General features: G+C 68.0%; 13 protein-coding genes. 8 read left to right on the top strand and 5 right to left on the bottom strand.

Going from position 1 to position 14488, the window contains the following annotated elements; genetic code table 11:
* Position 1: 1 nt before the first annotated feature.
* Positions 2–2719, top strand: a complete 2718-nt coding sequence (locus ABZX02_RS10425; RefSeq protein WP_355296856.1) for an AbfB domain-containing protein — start codon at positions 2–4, stop codon at positions 2717–2719.
* Positions 2720–2727: 8 nt separating this feature from the next.
* Positions 2728–3801: a S1 family peptidase gene (locus ABZX02_RS10420; RefSeq protein WP_355296854.1), complete on the top strand. Its 1074-nt coding sequence runs from the start codon at positions 2728–2730 to the stop codon at positions 3799–3801.
* A gap of 47 nt (positions 3802–3848) precedes the next feature.
* On the opposite strand, the gene ABZX02_RS10415 is transcribed toward ABZX02_RS10420, so the two are convergent.
* Positions 3849–5135, bottom strand: a complete 1287-nt coding sequence (locus ABZX02_RS10415; protein ID WP_355296853.1) for an ABC transporter substrate-binding protein — start codon at positions 5133–5135, stop codon at positions 3849–3851.
* A gap of 358 nt (positions 5136–5493) precedes the next feature.
* Between ABZX02_RS10415 and ABZX02_RS10410 the strand changes: the two genes are divergently transcribed.
* Positions 5494–5913, top strand: a complete 420-nt coding sequence (locus tag ABZX02_RS10410) for a hypothetical protein (RefSeq protein WP_355296851.1) — start codon at positions 5494–5496, stop codon at positions 5911–5913.
* Here ABZX02_RS10410 and ABZX02_RS10405 read toward each other — a convergent pair.
* Positions 5906–6937 carry an NAD(P)/FAD-dependent oxidoreductase gene (locus ABZX02_RS10405; protein ID WP_355296849.1) on the bottom strand — a complete coding sequence of 344 codons (1032 nt, stop codon included), beginning with the start codon at positions 6935–6937 and terminating at the stop codon, positions 5906–5908. The genes ABZX02_RS10410 and ABZX02_RS10405 overlap by 8 nt on opposite strands.
* A gap of 138 nt (positions 6938–7075) precedes the next feature.
* Between ABZX02_RS10405 and ABZX02_RS10400 the strand changes: the two genes are divergently transcribed.
* From ABZX02_RS10400 to ABZX02_RS10390, 3 genes are read left to right on the top strand one after another with little or no spacing between them, the layout of a single operon-like run.
* A complete protein-coding gene (locus ABZX02_RS10400; protein ID WP_355296847.1) occupies positions 7076–7852 on the top strand; it encodes a Tat pathway signal sequence domain protein in 777 nt (258 codons plus the stop codon).
* A 41-nt stretch (positions 7853–7893) separates the two neighbouring features.
* Positions 7894–8259: a hypothetical protein gene (locus ABZX02_RS10395; RefSeq protein WP_355296845.1), complete on the top strand. Its 366-nt coding sequence runs from the start codon at positions 7894–7896 to the stop codon at positions 8257–8259.
* Positions 8256–8687 (top strand): hypothetical protein, encoded by a 432-nt coding sequence (locus ABZX02_RS10390; protein ID WP_355296844.1) that lies wholly within the window; start codon positions 8256–8258, stop codon positions 8685–8687. The genes ABZX02_RS10395 and ABZX02_RS10390 overlap by 4 nt, the downstream gene beginning before the upstream one ends.
* Here the strand turns inward: ABZX02_RS10390 and ABZX02_RS10385 are convergent.
* Positions 8684–9070 carry a RidA family protein gene (locus ABZX02_RS10385; RefSeq protein WP_355296842.1) on the bottom strand — a complete coding sequence of 129 codons (387 nt, stop codon included), beginning with the start codon at positions 9068–9070 and terminating at the stop codon, positions 8684–8686. The two genes, ABZX02_RS10390 and ABZX02_RS10385, sit on opposite strands and share 4 nt — an antisense overlap.
* A gap of 85 nt (positions 9071–9155) precedes the next feature.
* On the opposite strand from ABZX02_RS10385, the gene ABZX02_RS10380 reads away from it, so the two are divergent.
* Entirely contained in the window at positions 9156–9533 is a 378-nt protein-coding gene (locus ABZX02_RS10380; RefSeq protein WP_355296840.1) for a helix-turn-helix domain-containing protein, read from the top strand.
* Here the strand turns inward: ABZX02_RS10380 and ABZX02_RS10375 are convergent.
* Entirely contained in the window at positions 9515–12982 is a 3468-nt protein-coding gene (locus ABZX02_RS10375; RefSeq protein ID WP_355296838.1) for an ATP-binding protein, read from the bottom strand. The genes ABZX02_RS10380 and ABZX02_RS10375 overlap by 19 nt on opposite strands.
* A gap of 121 nt (positions 12983–13103) precedes the next feature.
* Here ABZX02_RS10375 and ABZX02_RS10370 point away from each other — a divergent pair, with 121 nt between their 5' ends.
* Entirely contained in the window at positions 13104–14042 is a 939-nt protein-coding gene (locus ABZX02_RS10370; protein ID WP_355296837.1) for an NmrA/HSCARG family protein, read from the top strand.
* Here the strand turns inward: ABZX02_RS10370 and ABZX02_RS10365 are convergent.
* Positions 14039–14452 (bottom strand): MarR family winged helix-turn-helix transcriptional regulator, encoded by a 414-nt coding sequence (locus ABZX02_RS10365; RefSeq protein WP_355296835.1) that lies wholly within the window; start codon positions 14450–14452, stop codon positions 14039–14041. The genes ABZX02_RS10370 and ABZX02_RS10365 overlap by 4 nt on opposite strands.
* Between the last annotated feature and the right edge of the window lie 36 nt (positions 14453–14488).

Genomic DNA, 14488 nt, shown 5'->3' with positions numbered 1-14488 from the left:
CATGACCAGACGCGTCCTGGGCGTATTGGTCGGAATCCTCATCACAGCGACGTTTCTGACACCGACAGCGGCGCAGGCGGCGGAGTGGGTCCCCAAGACCCCTCCGCTGGCCACGCCGTGGACCTCGCAGGTGTCCCCGACGAACGCCCTGCCCGAGTACCCGCGCCCGCAGCTGCAGCGGCCGGAGTGGCAGAACCTCAACGGTGTCTGGGAGTTCGCCGGAGCTCCCAACCTCTCCACCCCGCCGATCGGCCGCCCGCTGGCCGAGGGCGTGCTCGTGCCGTACCCGATCGAGTCCGCGCTGTCGGGGATCAAGCGGCACGAGGACAACATGTTCTACCGCCGCACCTTCACCGTCCCGTCCGCCTGGAACGGCCGCCAGGTCAAGCTCAACTTCGGCGCCGTGACCTGGGAGACGCGGGTCTGGGTCAACGGCAGGCAGGTCGGCACGCACACCGGCGGCTTCGACGCGTTCTCGTTCGACATCACCTCGGCCCTCAACGGCGGCACCAACGAGATCGTCGTCGGCGTCACCTCGACGATCGACGGCAGCCGGTACCCGATCGGCAAGCAGCGCCGGTCGCCGAGCGGCATCTTCTACACCGCCGCGTCCGGCATCTGGCAGACCGTGTGGCTGGAACCCGTGCGAGCGGCGCACATCACGCGCCTCGACACCACGCCCAACGTCCCGGCGGGCGCGCTCGACCTGGTCGTGCAGGGCACCGCGGGTCAGGCCGTGACCGCCGAGGTGCTGAGCGGCGGGCAGGTGGTCGGCCGGCAGACCGGCACCACCGGGACCTCCCTGCGGGTGCCGGTGCCGAACGCCCGGCTGTGGTCGCCCGACGACCCGTTCCTCTACGACCTGCGGGTGACGCTGGGCAGCGGTGACTCCGTCGCCGGCTACTTCGGCATGCGCTCGCTCGGCAAGGCGATGGTCGGCGGCGTCATGCGGCCGTTGCTGAACGGGAAGTTCGTCTTCCAGAGCGGCACGCTGGACCAGGGCTACTGGCCGGACGGCATCTACACCGCGCCGACCGACGAGGCGCTGCGGTTCGACCTCGAACGCCAGAAGGCCTTGGGGTTCAACATGGTCCGCAAGCACATCAAGGTCGAACCCGCGCGCTGGTTCTACCACGCGGACCGGCTCGGGCTGATGGTGTGGCAGGACATGCCGTCCGTCGACTCGATCGACGAGGCGCCGAACTCGCACGCCAACTACGAGTCCGAGCTGCGCCGGATGATCGACCAGCTCAAGGGCATCACGTCGATCGTGCAGTGGGTGCCGTTCAACGAGGGCTGGGGCGAGTACGACGCGGGCCGGATCGTGAACCTGATCCGGTCGATCGACAACACCCGTCTGATCAACCACAACTCGGGGTCCAACTGCTGCGTCTCGGACCCCGATCCGGGCAACGGCGACGTGATCGACGACCACCACTACCAGATCTCGGCGAACACCCGGCAGCCCGACGCGAACCGGGTCGCGATGCTCGGCGAGTTCGGCGGCCTCGGCCGGCGCGTCGTCGGCCACGAGTACCAGCCCGGTGCCGGGTTCGCCTACGGCGCCCTGTACCCGGACGAGGCGTCGCTGACCAAGCGCTACGAGGAGGTCATCAAACAGGTCCAGCGGCTGATCCACACCCGCGGGCTGTCCGCGATGGTCTACACCGAGCCGTACGACGTGGAGAACGAGGTCAACGGCTTCTACACCTACGACCGGCGCGTGCTGAAGATGACCGAGTCGCGGGTGCGGGCGGTCAACCTCGGCGTGCTCGCGGTCGCCCGCGGCACGGCGGTCACGCCGGACGACGTGGTGTCGTTGCGCGTCACCACGTCCGGCTACACCGACCGGTACCTGCGGCACCAGTCGTCGCTGGCCCGCACCGACGTGATCGGCACCGACCTGGGCAAGCTGGACGCGACGTTCACCCTGCGCCCCGGCCTGGCCGACGCGACGTGCCTCTCGTTCGAGTCGCGGAACTTCCCCGGTCAGTTCCTGCGGCACAGTGCCGGACGCATTCGCCTCGACGTGAACAACGGCTCGATCGCGGGCGACGCCACGTTCTGCGCCCGCGAGGGTTCCGGTGGCACCGCGCTGGAGTCGTACAACGTGCGCGGCTCGTTCATCCGGCACTACAACGAGCTCGTGCACCTGGCGCGCTCCGGTGGCCCGAACCCCTGGGACACCGCGAACTCGTTCGCCGCGGACACCACCTGGGCGGTCGGCACCGGCCTGTGGCGCAGCGGCGCGGACCTGCCGCTCGACCAGGCGCGGTCGTTCCGCGTGACCACCCCCGGCTTCACGGACCGCTACCTGCGGCACCGGGAGTCGCTGGCGCGCACCGACGTCGTGACGAGCGGCTCGGACGCGCTCACCAAGGCGGACGCGACGTTCGTCGTCCGGCGCGGCCTCGCCGACCCGACCTGCTACTCGTTCGAGTCGCGCAACATCGCCGGCCAGTTCCTGCGGCACGCGGACTTCCGCGTCCGCCTCGGCACCAATGACAACACCGACCTGTTCCGCCGGGACGCCACGTTCTGCGCGCAACAGGGCACCGGAGGCGTCCGGCTCGAATCGGTCAACGAGCTCGGGACGAACATCAGGCACTACGCGGAGGAGGTCTGGGTCGCCTCGAACGGCGGCGCGCACACGTACGACAACCCTGCCTCGTACAACCAGGACGTGAGCTGGGCCGTCAGCTCGCCCTGGACCCCGTAGGAGAGAACATGCTGCTACGAATCGTTTCCGTGTCCGCGATCGTGCTGAGCACGATCACCATCCCCGCCGTGACGGCGTCGGCCGACGTCGTCGAGGCGATGAGCCGCGACTTCGGCATCACCCAGGCCGAGGCGCTGACCCGCATCCGCGCCGAGAAGACGGCATTGAGGATCGCCCCGGCCGCCGAACAGGCCGCGGCCGCCGCTTTCGGCGGTAGTTGGTACGCCGACGGCAAGTTGAGGGTCGCCGTCACCGACCCGGCCCGCGTCGACGCCGTCCGCGCGACCGGTGCGGAACCGGTGCTGCGGACGAAGTCCCTGGCATCACTGAATTCCGTGAAGGCCGGCATCGACAGGCTGTCGAAGGCGGGCGGGGTGTCGAAGGACGTCGCCGGGTGGCGGGTCGACGTCCAGCGCGGCACCGTCGTGGTCGACGCCCTGCCCGGAGCCGACCTCTCGGCCCTGCCGAAGGACGTCGTCGTGAACACCGAGGGCGTCCAGAAGCCGCAGACGTACGCGGCCGGCACCGTGGGCGGCGACCCGTTCTACACGGGCAACGTCCGCTGCTCCATCGGGTTCTCGGTCCACGGCGGCTACGTCACCGCGGGCCACTGCAACGTCGGCGCCTGGCACGTCTACGGCTGGGACCGCTCCTGGCAGGGCGAGTTCGTCGGCTCGTCGTTCCCCACCAACGACTACGGCTGGGTCCGCACCGGCGGCGGCTGGTGGAACGTGCCCGTCGTGCTCGGCTGGGGCCAGGTGAGCGACGCCCTGGTGCGCGGTTCGTGGGAGGCCCCGCCCGGCACCTCGGTGTGCCGCTCGGGTTCGACCACGCACTGGCACTGCGGTGTCGTCCAGGGCCGCAACGAGACCGTGAACTACCAGCAGGGCGCGGTCTACGAGATGGTCGGGACGTCCGTGTGCGCCGAGCCCGGCGACTCGGGCGGTTCGTTCATCACCGGTGACCAGGCGCAGGGCGTGACGTCCGGCGGCTACGGCAACTGCGCGAGCGGCGGCCGCACCTGGTTCCAGCCGGTCAACGAGATCCTGCGCGTCTACGGGTTGACGCTGCTGACCGCCTGATCGAGGTCCACCGGGACGCGTGCTCCCGCGCGCGTCCCGGTGCCCGGTCAGCCGGCGGCCTTCTTCGCCTCCTGCACCGCCGTGCGCCACGCGTCGTCCGCCCGCTTGCCCTGCTCGACCGACTGCAGCGCCGGGCCGAACACGTTCTCCTGCAGCTGTCCGTCGGCGGGGCCTTTGTACTGCGCGGCCCTGACCTTCTGGACCTGCGCGGCGAACAGCGCGCCCGCCTTCACGTTGCCGAAGTACGTGTTGACGTGCTCCACCAGCGCCCTGTTCTCGAGCGCCTCGACCTGGCTCGGGAACGTGCCCCGGGACTGGAACGCCTTGATCTGCTGCTCCGGCGCGGTCAGCCACGCCGCCAGCTCGGTGGCCTCCTTCGGGCTCTTGCTCTGCTTCGGCACGGTCAGGTAGGAGCCGCCCCAGTTGCCGCCGCCGTTGGGGAACGCGTCGGTGACGGCCCACTTGCCGGCGTTCTCCGGCCCTGCCTGGGTCTCGATGACGCCGAGCATCCACGACGGGCACGTCTTGGTGGCGAACCTGCCGAGCTTGAACCCGGTGTTCCACTCGTTGCTGAAGGCGGCGAGCTTCGCCGACTGTCCTTTCGCGACGGCGGCCGTGACGGCGTTCCAGTCGTTGCGGATGTCTGGATTGGACTCCACGACCAGCGTGTCGGAAGTGTCGAAGTACCCGACGTCGTGCTGGTTGTGCATGGCGTTGAAGATCTGCGCCGCGCTGTCGAACCAGGCGACACCGGACACCTTCGCGACGAACCTGTCGCCCGCCGCGAAGTAGCTGTCCCACGTGGCGAAGAGCTGCCGCACCTGGTCGGGTTCCTGGGGCAGCCCGGCCTCGGCGAAGAGGTCCTTGCGGTAGCACATGGCGAGCGGGCCGATGTCCGTGCCGTAGCCGATCAGCCTGCCGTCGCGGGTGGTGGCGGCGTCGGCCTTCCACTTCAGCCAGCGGTCCGCCGTCACGTCCTTCGGGCCGATCTCCAGGAGGTTGTGGAACTGGCCCGACTTGTCCATCACCTGGCTGAGGTAGCCCTCCTCGACGGCCTCGACGTCGGCGAGCCCCGACCCGGCACCGAGCTTGGTGAAGAGGTTCTGGTGGTGCGGGGCGCCCTGCCCCGTCTTGCGCTGGGTGATCTTGATGTTCGGGTGTTCGGCCTCGTAGGCGGCGAACAGCTCCTCGTACCCGAACTCGTTGAACGTGGCAACGGTCAGTTCGGTCCTGCCGTCGGCGGTCCGGTTCGCCGCTCCGCCCGCGCCGCACGAAGCGACGGTGACGGACGCGACGACACAGACCGCCACTCTGACCCAGTGGCGGCGGCGCACGGTGGAACTCCCTCTAGCGGCGGCGGTAGAGCTGGGAGCGTTCCCAGGTTTTCGGGGGAGTGTTATCTCGCTGAAGCGAAGTGTCAAGCACCTCTGCGCGCGGGTCGAAGTCGTTCGATGCCGTCGCCGTTCGGCACGATCAGGGCTTGAACAGCGTCAATGCCGCCGAAAACCGCTTTAGTGCCCGATCGATCGACCGAGCTCCTCCACTGTTCGGTTCCCTAAATCTGGGAACGCTCCCAGGAGCGTGGGCGCCAGCTGAGGTGAAGGCGTCGTTCCCTCAGCTGGAGTTGACATGCGCTGCCGGCAGACCCAAACATACGGCTGCGTATGTTTCGCTCGTAGAGGGGGAAGTGCAATGCCACGAACGTTTCTGGTCGGCGCGTGGGCGTGGATCGTGACCGGGGTGGGTCACCTGTCGCTCATGGGGGTCATGGAGCTCGGGGACGGGAACCCTGCGGACGACCGCGCCGTCGCCGCGGCCGAGCAGGTGGAGTTCGCGCTGGGCGGGATCCAGCGCACGCTGCACGAGGTCAACCTGGGGATCAACTTCGTGATGTCGATCGCCCTCGTCTTCGGCGGTCTGGTCTGCCTGGTCGCGGCGAAGGCCGCGCCGGTGCCGCGAGCGCTCGCCGGCCTGGGGCTCGGCACGTCGCTGGCGCTGCTCGCGGTCGCCGTGCTCCTGCTGCCGTCGCCGCCGATCGTGCTGTTCGCGGTGGCATCAGTGGCTTTCGGTCACGCGTTCGCCGTCACCGGGCGGACCCGGGTCGCTAGTTGAACAGGATCTTCTTCGCCACGGCCTTGCCCGGCGGCGTCCGCAGCAGGCCGAACGCGAGCTCGGCGACGCTCGGGCGCCGCACGAGCGACAGGCCCCGCCGCAGCTGCGAGCGCACCCGGTACCGGCGCCGCATCGCCGCGCCGTCGTAGTGCTCCAGCACGTACCTGTTGCCGCTGCGCAGGTAGTCGAACGTGACCGACGCGGCGAGCTCCGACATCCGCATGCACGGGTCGAGCCCGCCCGCCGTGAGCGGGGAGACCGCGCCCGCCGCGTCCCCGACGAGCAGGCCCTGCGGTGACACGATCCGGCGCAGCAGCCCGCCGACCGGGATGGGACCGCCCCGTCTCCTCACCGGTCCGGTGGGTGCGGGGGTGGGGAAGCTGTCGCGGAACCGTTGCAGCAGCTGGGGGAGCGGCGCGGTGAACCGGTCCGCCCGGCCGGCGAGCCCGACGTGCGCGTGCTCGCCGTCGTCGATGACCCAGGCGATGTAGCCGGGGGCGAGGCGCGGGTCGACGACGCAGTGGAACGTCGGCGTGGAGCCCGTCCGGACCGGGTAGACCTCCTCGATACCGGTGATCAGCTGCCGGTTGACGTCGAGGCCGAGCGTCTTCGCGACGGTGGAGCGGGCGCCGTCCGCGCCGATCGTGAAGCGGGCCCTGGTCGACCTGGCCGGGTAGCTCGAGCTCAGCGAGACCCGGGCGCCCGCCCGTTCGGCCTCCGCGACCGCGGTGGCGTAGATGCTCTCCATGTCGCCGACCCGGAACTCGTCGCGGTCGCTGACGAGCTCCACCGGGTTCTCGTGCGACGGCGGGTAGAGCAGCACGCGCCGGACCGCCGGGCCGAGGTGGGGCAGGTCGTAGTCGTCGAGCGTGCGCCGCACGAAGATCCCCGTCGTGCGGATGCCGGTCTCGAGGCTCGTCCTGCGCTCGCACACGGCGACGTCGAGCCCTGCCTCCGCGAGCAGGCGCGCGGTGGTGAGGCCGGCGAGCCCGGCGCCGACGACTAGCACGTCCACGGTGTCCATGGCAGGCCACGCTAGAACCGCCGGCCCGCCGGATTTTCGTTTCCGGCAACACCTTCACCGGATCTGCACCGTTCCTCCACAACTGTGGCATGGTGTGCCCACCGCTGCCTCGAATCCCCGGTTCGAGGAGGAACACCGATGGAGATGCTCAACCGCCGCACCGCGATGCGAGGCGCACTCGCTCTCGCGGCCACGCCACTGGCCGCGGGTGTGGCATCAGCAGACGTGGGTGCGATGGCGTTCGTGCAGAAGTGGGCTCCGAACCCCGGTACCGCCGGCCTCGGCGCGTTCGCCGGCATCGAGGACGACCGCTCGAACTCGCACCCGTCCGCCACGCACATCTTCGCCGAGAGCGACCAGTACCGGTTCGTGATGCACAGGTCCGACCGCGACGGTGCCGACCGGCAGCGCAACGAGGTGCGCGCGATCCGGACCGGCGCCACCCGGCACGACATGAAGAAGGGCGAGACCTGGCGCTACACCTACCAGATGTACCTGCCGACGTCGTTGAAGGGCACCACCAGCTTCTCGCACATCTTCCAGGTCAAGCACACGGGCGTGGACTCCCCGGTGGTGACGATGTCGTTGTTCCGCACGGGCTCCCTGGAGACCGTCGAGATGAGACTGTTCGGCGCCGGCCAGGCGAAACTGGGCAGCACACCGCTGGCGCCGTTGCGCAACCGGTGGATCGACGTCGAGATCGAGATCAAGGTCGCCGACTCCGGCAGCCTCCGCTTCACGCTGAAGGACGCCGGCACGACCGTCGTCACCGCCTCGCGCTCCGGCTTCGACACGTGGCTGGGCGGTGACCAGGCGCATCCGAAGTGGGGCATCTACCGCAGCGTCAACGACTCCGCGCAACTGCAGGACACCTATCTGTTGCTGCGCAACATGAAGGCGTACCGGAACGAATAGTGGGTGTTCCCTCCGGGCGCTCCGGCAGCGAGAATGCCCGCGTGGGGGATCTTCACGGACGAACCGTCGAGAGCAGGGCCGGAGTCGCCGCCTTCCTGGCAGGCGTGTGGCTGATCGCCGCACCACCGGTCCTGCACTTCGGCGCGTCACTGCACGCCTTCCGCCCGTACTGGGTCTCCATGGGCCTGGCCGTCGTCATCATGCTGCTGGGCATGGTCCGCGCGATGGCGCCGCTGGACGTGCCGTTCATCAGACACCTGACCATCGTGCTCGCGGTGTGGCTGGTCGTCGTGGCACTGCTGCGAACGGACGGAGGCCTCGCCATCGTCTGGCTCAACCAGTTGGTCGTAGCGGGCGTGGTCGCCCTGTCGGCCGGCGTGGCACTGCTGGTGAGCATGCGGCGATGAGTTCCTACTCCGACCTCTGCCTGATCTGCTCCGGCCAGCAGGACTTCGTGGTCAACATCCACGAAGCGGGCCCGTACGACCGCTCGCACGACTACACCCGAGTCCTCTACTGCAGGGCCTGTGCGCTGGGCGAGCTGCGTTCGTTCAGCTACGACGGCTTCGTCGTCTTCGGCGAGGAGGACGAGGTCATGGTGTGGTCCGCCGTCCTCTCCACCGCCGACGTCGACGTGGTGCGCTCCGCCTTCACCTGCTCGACCCCGTTGGCGGGCATCTGCGAGTGCCCGCTGCACGTCCGCGCCTACGACACGAGCGTGCGCGTGCACAAGACGCGCCTGCCCGAACACGGCCCCGACCGCCACAGCCCGGCCGGCCGCACCACCGCGGTCGTCGAGGTGGTGGACGGCCTGGTGGAGTTCCGCTCGGCCTAATCGACCACCGCGGTGGCCTCGACCTCGACCAGGTGCTCCGGCACGTCGAGACTCGCGACCCCGATGAGCGTGGCGGGCGGCGTGGCCGTCTCGCCGAGCTTGGTCATGGCGTTCTCGATGCCTTTGAGCAGCTCGGGCATCTTGTCCGGCGTCCAGCCCACGACGTACACGCGCACCCTCGTCAGGTCCTTGAAGCTCGCGTTCGCGGCTTTGAGAGCGGTGTGCACGTTCGTGTAGGCCTGCTCGGTCTGCGTGGCGAGGTCGGGAACGGAGTCCCAGGCGACCTGCCCGGCGACGTAGACGGTCCTGCCGCTGGCGACCGCGACGTGGTGGTAGACGTCGATCTGCGGCAGGCCGTCGGGGTTGATGAGCGTGACCGCCATTGCTTGCTCCTCGCTTGCTCTCTTGTGGTTACTCGCTCACCGTAGGAGAGTGCGTCTCGACCTGGAAGAACGCACTTTTCCGAGAGTGGGGCACCTGAAGGTGAGCAAGCAGCTCAGCGGGGATCTGGCGCGTGCGGACTCGTTGGCGCGCGAGATCTTCTCGGACATCGCGAACAAGTGGGCGCTGCTGATCGTGGAGACGATCGGGGACTCGACGAAGCGGTTCACGGAGTTGAAGACGGAGGTGGACGGGATCAGCCACAAGATGCTGACCCAGAACCTGCGGCTGTTGGAGCGCAACGGGCTGGTGTCGCGGGTGGTGCATCCGACCGTGCCGCCGCGGGTCGACTACACGTTGACGGAGCCTGGGCAGGCTTTGCGGGCGACGGTGGATGCGATGTGCGCTTGGACGAGCCGGTATCTCGGCGACATCGAGGAGGCGCGTCAACGGTTCGACGCCTGAGCAGTCAGCTCGTCCAACACGGCCTGTTCGCCGGCGGTGGCTCCTACCGTGCGGTGTTCCAGGTAGCAAGCGACGAACCGGGCGCGCGCCCCAGCGCCGGTCGAGCCCGCGAATCTCCCTGTCAACTTCAGGATGGTCTGGGGGCTCACGTCATCGGCGGCGCCGACGAAGAGCGAGCTGAGCTGGCTGAGCGTTGAGTCGTCGATACGAGGCTCGATCGCGCGCGGCTCAGCTAGGTACTCGAATACCTCGATAGGCAGGTACATCGTCGAGAGATAGTCAGCGTGCGGCGCTGCGGCCTGTCTGACCATCCTCGCTAAGTCTTGGAAGGAATCGTCCAGTCGACCCTCGGAGGACCTCGAAACCGCCCACACCAGGATCACCGAACCAATTGCCGACCCCATCCACTGCCTGAACCTCCTGGACAACAGCTGGGAGGAGATCTCGCCGACGTCGGCGAGGGCTGGATGAGCGCACAAGATCGATACCAGTTCGAACGGACCTAACCACTCCGCGTCGAACTCCTCTCTGAAGCGGGGCAAAAGATGTCCCAGCACGCGTTCCACGACCCGGTGGGGAAGCCTTGAAGCATCTCTGGAGAGTGCGTTCCACAGGTATGATGCGGTGTCGCGGCTCATCCGGGTGCCGGTGTCCAGCCTGTTGACGATTTCGTGCAGCGCGCGGACACCGGCGGGCAGGACGCGGCCTGTACTGCCGGATCCCAGGATCCTGGACTGCCAGCGCGCACACCTGCCGACGAGGTGCTGTTCTTGGCGATCGGGGGTGGCATCTTGACCGTAGAAGGCGGCGCCGCCGTACAGGGCCGATTCCAGCGCGGCGTTGCCGAGTAGACGCGCCTCTTGGACGACGTCTATGTCGTTATCTCGTTCTTCCACGATGAACCAGTTGTTGTCCTCCAGGAGGGTGATCTTGCTGATCACCTCCTGCCAGCTTTCCTCGCCCAGTCCTGCTCTCCACAGGTGCACGGTGGCCCGCCAGTCCGCCAATGAGCCGATGATCGGCGTCGGCACGTTGGTGTCCAGCAGCACGCGCAAGCAGACGAGGTTGGCGGAGTAGTGAGCGATGCGGTTGATGATCGTGGACGGCGTCGGACGGTAGCGCAGGTAGGGGTCGTTCGGCGGACGGTGCTGGCAGGTCCGGATCAGGTCGTCGAGCGTCTGGAGCACGCCAGCCCGTTCGGTGTCCGTCAACGCGCTGAACAGCCCGCGGCCGAACTCGATGATCGGCTTCCGCTTGATGAACGCCTGGTGGGAGATCAGGGCATACAGCAGCGAGTCGTCAGGCGGAGCGGCCACCTCGTACGGATTGGCGGCGGGGAGCGCGCGAGCGGCGGCAAGCTGACGCAACAGCTTCATCGTCACCTCGGCGATGAGGTACTCGCCGAACGTGGCGTGCAGGAACTCGTACGTGCGTTGTTCGGGTGTCGCACCGTCGTTGCGGCTCGGTGAGTGGATGAAGAAGAAGTTCTCGACTGTGCGGTCGGCGTCATCCACGGGAGTGTCGAAGGTCGTGCTTTGGCCTGCGGCGGCGGGTTTTCGCGCGAACACCGCCAGGTCCTCGTTCAACTCGGGCGCGGTCACGTACTGGTGGCCGCGGTTGAACATCGCGAACGCGGCGATGCCGAGCTGCCACGAACTTTCGGCTGAACGCTGCTTGACCACGGCCGGAGCGAGTTGCTCGCGGCCCTTCTGGCTGACCTGTCTGGTGACGAACATGGCTATGAGCCGTCGGTACAGCTCCGAGTTCGACAGGCTCGCGTCGTCGAGCGGCGGCTGGTCCGGATCCGCGGCGTAGATCGCGAGCATCAGGAGCAGGAGTGGCTGCCGGGCGAGTTCGCTGTGCTGACCCAGCGCAGCCGGTTCCAACGGATGAAAGCCCGCGGTGTTGCAGTTGGTGGTGTTCCAGGTGTCCAGCCAACGTGCGATGCGATCGTCGTCGAACTCCTCCAGCTTCACGATCGGGACGCCGTCCGGGATGCGTGCCCGGTCAGCGACGAGCATGCGGGAGGTGACCACGACCGCGACCGGCCGTCCGCGGTCGACTTGGAGCTGCTGGAAGTCCCGCACCTGCTTCAAGTAGTTGGACTGGTGCACACCGCTCGCCTGGATCAGCTCGTCGAACCCGTCCAGCAGCACGACGGGAACGGTGTCGCCGCACGAGTCGGCGAGCCGCACCCAGTCGACGCCCTTGCCGAGGACGGGACCGAGAGCTGTCTCGACCTGGTCCTGGATGCCGTCTTCGGCCCGGACCTTGCGGAGCTGCACGTTGACCACGGTGAACCGGTCGGCGGGCAGCCGGGAGGCGAGCACCTCCATGAGGAGCGACTTGCCGGCGCCGGGGTTGCCGAGCACGAGCAGTGGACGTCGGGTGCTGTCCGCGCCGGTGAGGTGCGCGGCCAGGAACAGGTCCAGGTCGTCGCGGAGGAGAGTGCGGTCCTCCCACCAGGTCTTCGACGACGCCTGGGTCTTGTCGTCCTGCACCGCCAGGCGGAATCCGGGGACGATGAACCCGTCCTCGACTGTGGGGAACACCGCGTCGACCGAGGCCGGATCGATGTTCGAGCCGATGATCGGTCTGCTGAGCACGGCCTCGGCGACGTTCCTGAGCGACTTGCGGTACCCCTCGCCGGGCGGAGCGAGGGCAGGCGAGAGTCGGCTCAGCAACTGGGCGAACAGCTCCAGCGATTCGGTGCGGGCGGCCGTGATCTCGATGGAGAGCTTCGCGTTCCTCTGCTCGATCAGTTCACGGGTGGCGGCGTGCTCTCCCAGGAAGGTCCAGACGCGGAACTCGGGGATGTCGGAGGCGACCCCGAGGTAGTGGTCGTAGTACACGTTGCGCGCCCTGAGCACGACAGCCGACGCGAAGTCACCGGTGTTGAGGCGAGGTGCCCTGGCGTCCAACTTGTTCAAGAACCGGCGCACTTCCTGCACGGACTTGGTGAAGAAGTGGCTGAGAGAGCCGCTGAGGTTCTCGTAGAAGCCGCTGACGGCGTTCGGCGCCGGCACCTCCAGCGAGGTGAGAGACGGCAGGGCTGAGGACTCCTTGCGGTTCTCCGGGGGTTCGGCGTGCAGGATGCGGAACTTCTCGCTGTCGCTGATCTTCAACTGTTGGAAGTCGTCACCGATCTCCTCGCTGAACGCCTCGAAGACCGAGGTGACGACGATGATCGTGTGGGCTGCGGCGATCAGGTCCTGACGGCGTTGGCCCGAGAGACCCGTGAGCCGGTCGGTGACCCCGTTCAGGATCTTGCGGAGGCAGTTGGTGGCCTCGTTCTTCGGGTCCACCAGGCTGAGGATGTTCGGTTCGACCGCGCCGCCCACCAGGATGCCGACGCCGAGGAACGTGTCGGTCTTATCCAGCCACGGGTGGTTGTACTGGCCGAGCACCCGAAGAGCGCCTTCGTAGGAGAACAGGTCCGGGCGCGACATCCACACACCTTCCGCTGGGGCGACTCAAAGGCCTATCGCGGACTTTGTGGTGTGGGTTACACCCAAACGACTTGGTCACTAAACTTGTTAGTCACTAATCAGTGACTATATGCTCGACGGTATGAGTGAGAAGAAGATCATTGCTGTGGTGGGGGCTACCGGCGAGCAGGGTGGGTCGGTGGCGCGGGCGTTGCTGGCCGACGGGGAGTTCGCGGTGCGTGCCCTCGCCCGCAACCCCGAGTCGGACGCGGGCAAGAAGCTCGCCGAGTTGGGTGCCGAAGTCGTGAAGGCCGACCTCTACGACGTCGAGAGCCTCAGGAAGGCGTTCGGTGGGGCGTATGGGGCCTTCCTGGTCACGCCCTACTTCACGCACATGACGCCCGCCAAGGAAGTTGAGGAGGTGCGCAACCTCGTCGAGGCGGCGCACGGGTTGAAGCACGTCGTGTGGTCGACGTTGGAGGACACGCGGGAGGCGATCTCGCTCGACGACGACCGGATGCCGACGCTCGAGGGGAAGTACAAGGTGCCGCACTTCGACGTGAAGGGTGGCGAGGCGGACCCGTTGTTCGCGGAGGCCGGACTGCCCACCACGTACGTGCGGAACTCGTTCTACTGGAACAACCTGTTGCAGGGGTCGGCGCCGTACCGCGCGGGGGACGGGGCGCTCCGGCTGGCGTTGCCGATGGGGGAGAGCAGGATCTCGGGGATCGCGGCCGAGGACATCGGCAAGGCCGTGGTGAGCATCCTCAAGCAGCCGGAGAAGACGATCGGGCAGACGATCGGGCTGGGTGCCGAGCACCTGACCGGGCAGGAGGTCGCCGAGGTGTTCAGCGAGGTGCTGCAAGAGAAGGTCGTCTACGAGCCCATGTCGCACAACGACTTCCGCGCGCTCGGGTTCCCGGCGGCGGAGGACCTCGGCAACATGTTCCAGTACTACACCGAGTTCGCCTCGCACATCCTGCCCCGGCGCGACATCGGGCAGACGCGGGAGCTGGTGGCGGCGCCGTTGACGCTCAAGGAGTTCCTCGTCGCGCACCGCGAGGAGATCGTGCTCGGCTAGTAGCCGCGCGAGATCTCCTCGAAGACCTGCTTGAACTCGGTGAAGCGGTCCTTGCCCACCAGCGAGGCCAGGCGGCCCTCGATGTCGGCGATGATCCGCTGTGCCTGGACCATCTGGTCACGGCCCTGGTCGGTGGGGACGACGAGTTTCGCGCGGCGGTCCGCCGGGTCGGGTTGGCGGGTGACGTAGCCGAGGCGTTCCAGTTCGTCGATCAGGGTGCCGATGACCTGCTTGTGCTGGCCGGAGCGGTCGGAGAGTTCGCTCGCCCTGGTGCCTCCGGTGGCGATGTGGGCCATGACGGCGCCGTGGCGCGGGCGCAGGTGCTCGTGGCCCGCTTCGGCGAGGCGGGTGAAGAGCTCCTTCTGGAACACGGAGAGCAGGTGCGCGGAGAGCACGCCGACGTCGGGCATGGTGCGATGGTAACCCGGTCGCGGTCCGGTCCGAAG

It is taken from the genome of Lentzea sp. NPDC003310, assembly GCF_040610935.1.
In the GTDB taxonomy this organism is placed as follows: domain Bacteria; phylum Actinomycetota; class Actinomycetes; order Mycobacteriales; family Pseudonocardiaceae; genus Lentzea.
This window is presented reverse-complemented; position numbering and strand designations above follow the sequence as displayed.

Excerpts from the sequence above, each read along its gene's own strand:
- ABZX02_RS10425 (WP_355296856.1), top strand. The coding sequence starts at position 2 with ATGACCAGACGCGTCCTGGGCGTATTGGTCGGAATCCTCATCACAGCG.
- ABZX02_RS10420 (WP_355296854.1), top strand. The coding sequence starts at position 2,728 with ATGCTGCTACGAATCGTTTCCGTGTCCGCGATCGTGCTGAGCACGATC.
- ABZX02_RS10410 (WP_355296851.1), top strand. The coding sequence starts at position 5,494 with ATGCCACGAACGTTTCTGGTCGGCGCGTGGGCGTGGATCGTGACCGGG.
- ABZX02_RS10405 (WP_355296849.1), bottom strand. The coding sequence starts at position 6,937 with ATGGACACCGTGGACGTGCTAGTCGTCGGCGCCGGGCTCGCCGGCCTC.
- ABZX02_RS10400 (WP_355296847.1), top strand. The coding sequence starts at position 7,076 with ATGGAGATGCTCAACCGCCGCACCGCGATGCGAGGCGCACTCGCTCTC.
- ABZX02_RS10390 (WP_355296844.1), top strand. The coding sequence starts at position 8,256 with ATGAGTTCCTACTCCGACCTCTGCCTGATCTGCTCCGGCCAGCAGGAC.
- ABZX02_RS10385 (WP_355296842.1), bottom strand. The coding sequence starts at position 9,070 with ATGGCGGTCACGCTCATCAACCCCGACGGCCTGCCGCAGATCGACGTC.
- ABZX02_RS10375 (WP_355296838.1), bottom strand. The coding sequence starts at position 12,982 with ATGTCGCGCCCGGACCTGTTCTCCTACGAAGGCGCTCTTCGGGTGCTC.
- ABZX02_RS10370 (WP_355296837.1), top strand. The coding sequence starts at position 13,104 with ATGAGTGAGAAGAAGATCATTGCTGTGGTGGGGGCTACCGGCGAGCAG.
- ABZX02_RS10365 (WP_355296835.1), bottom strand. The coding sequence starts at position 14,452 with ATGCCCGACGTCGGCGTGCTCTCCGCGCACCTGCTCTCCGTGTTCCAG.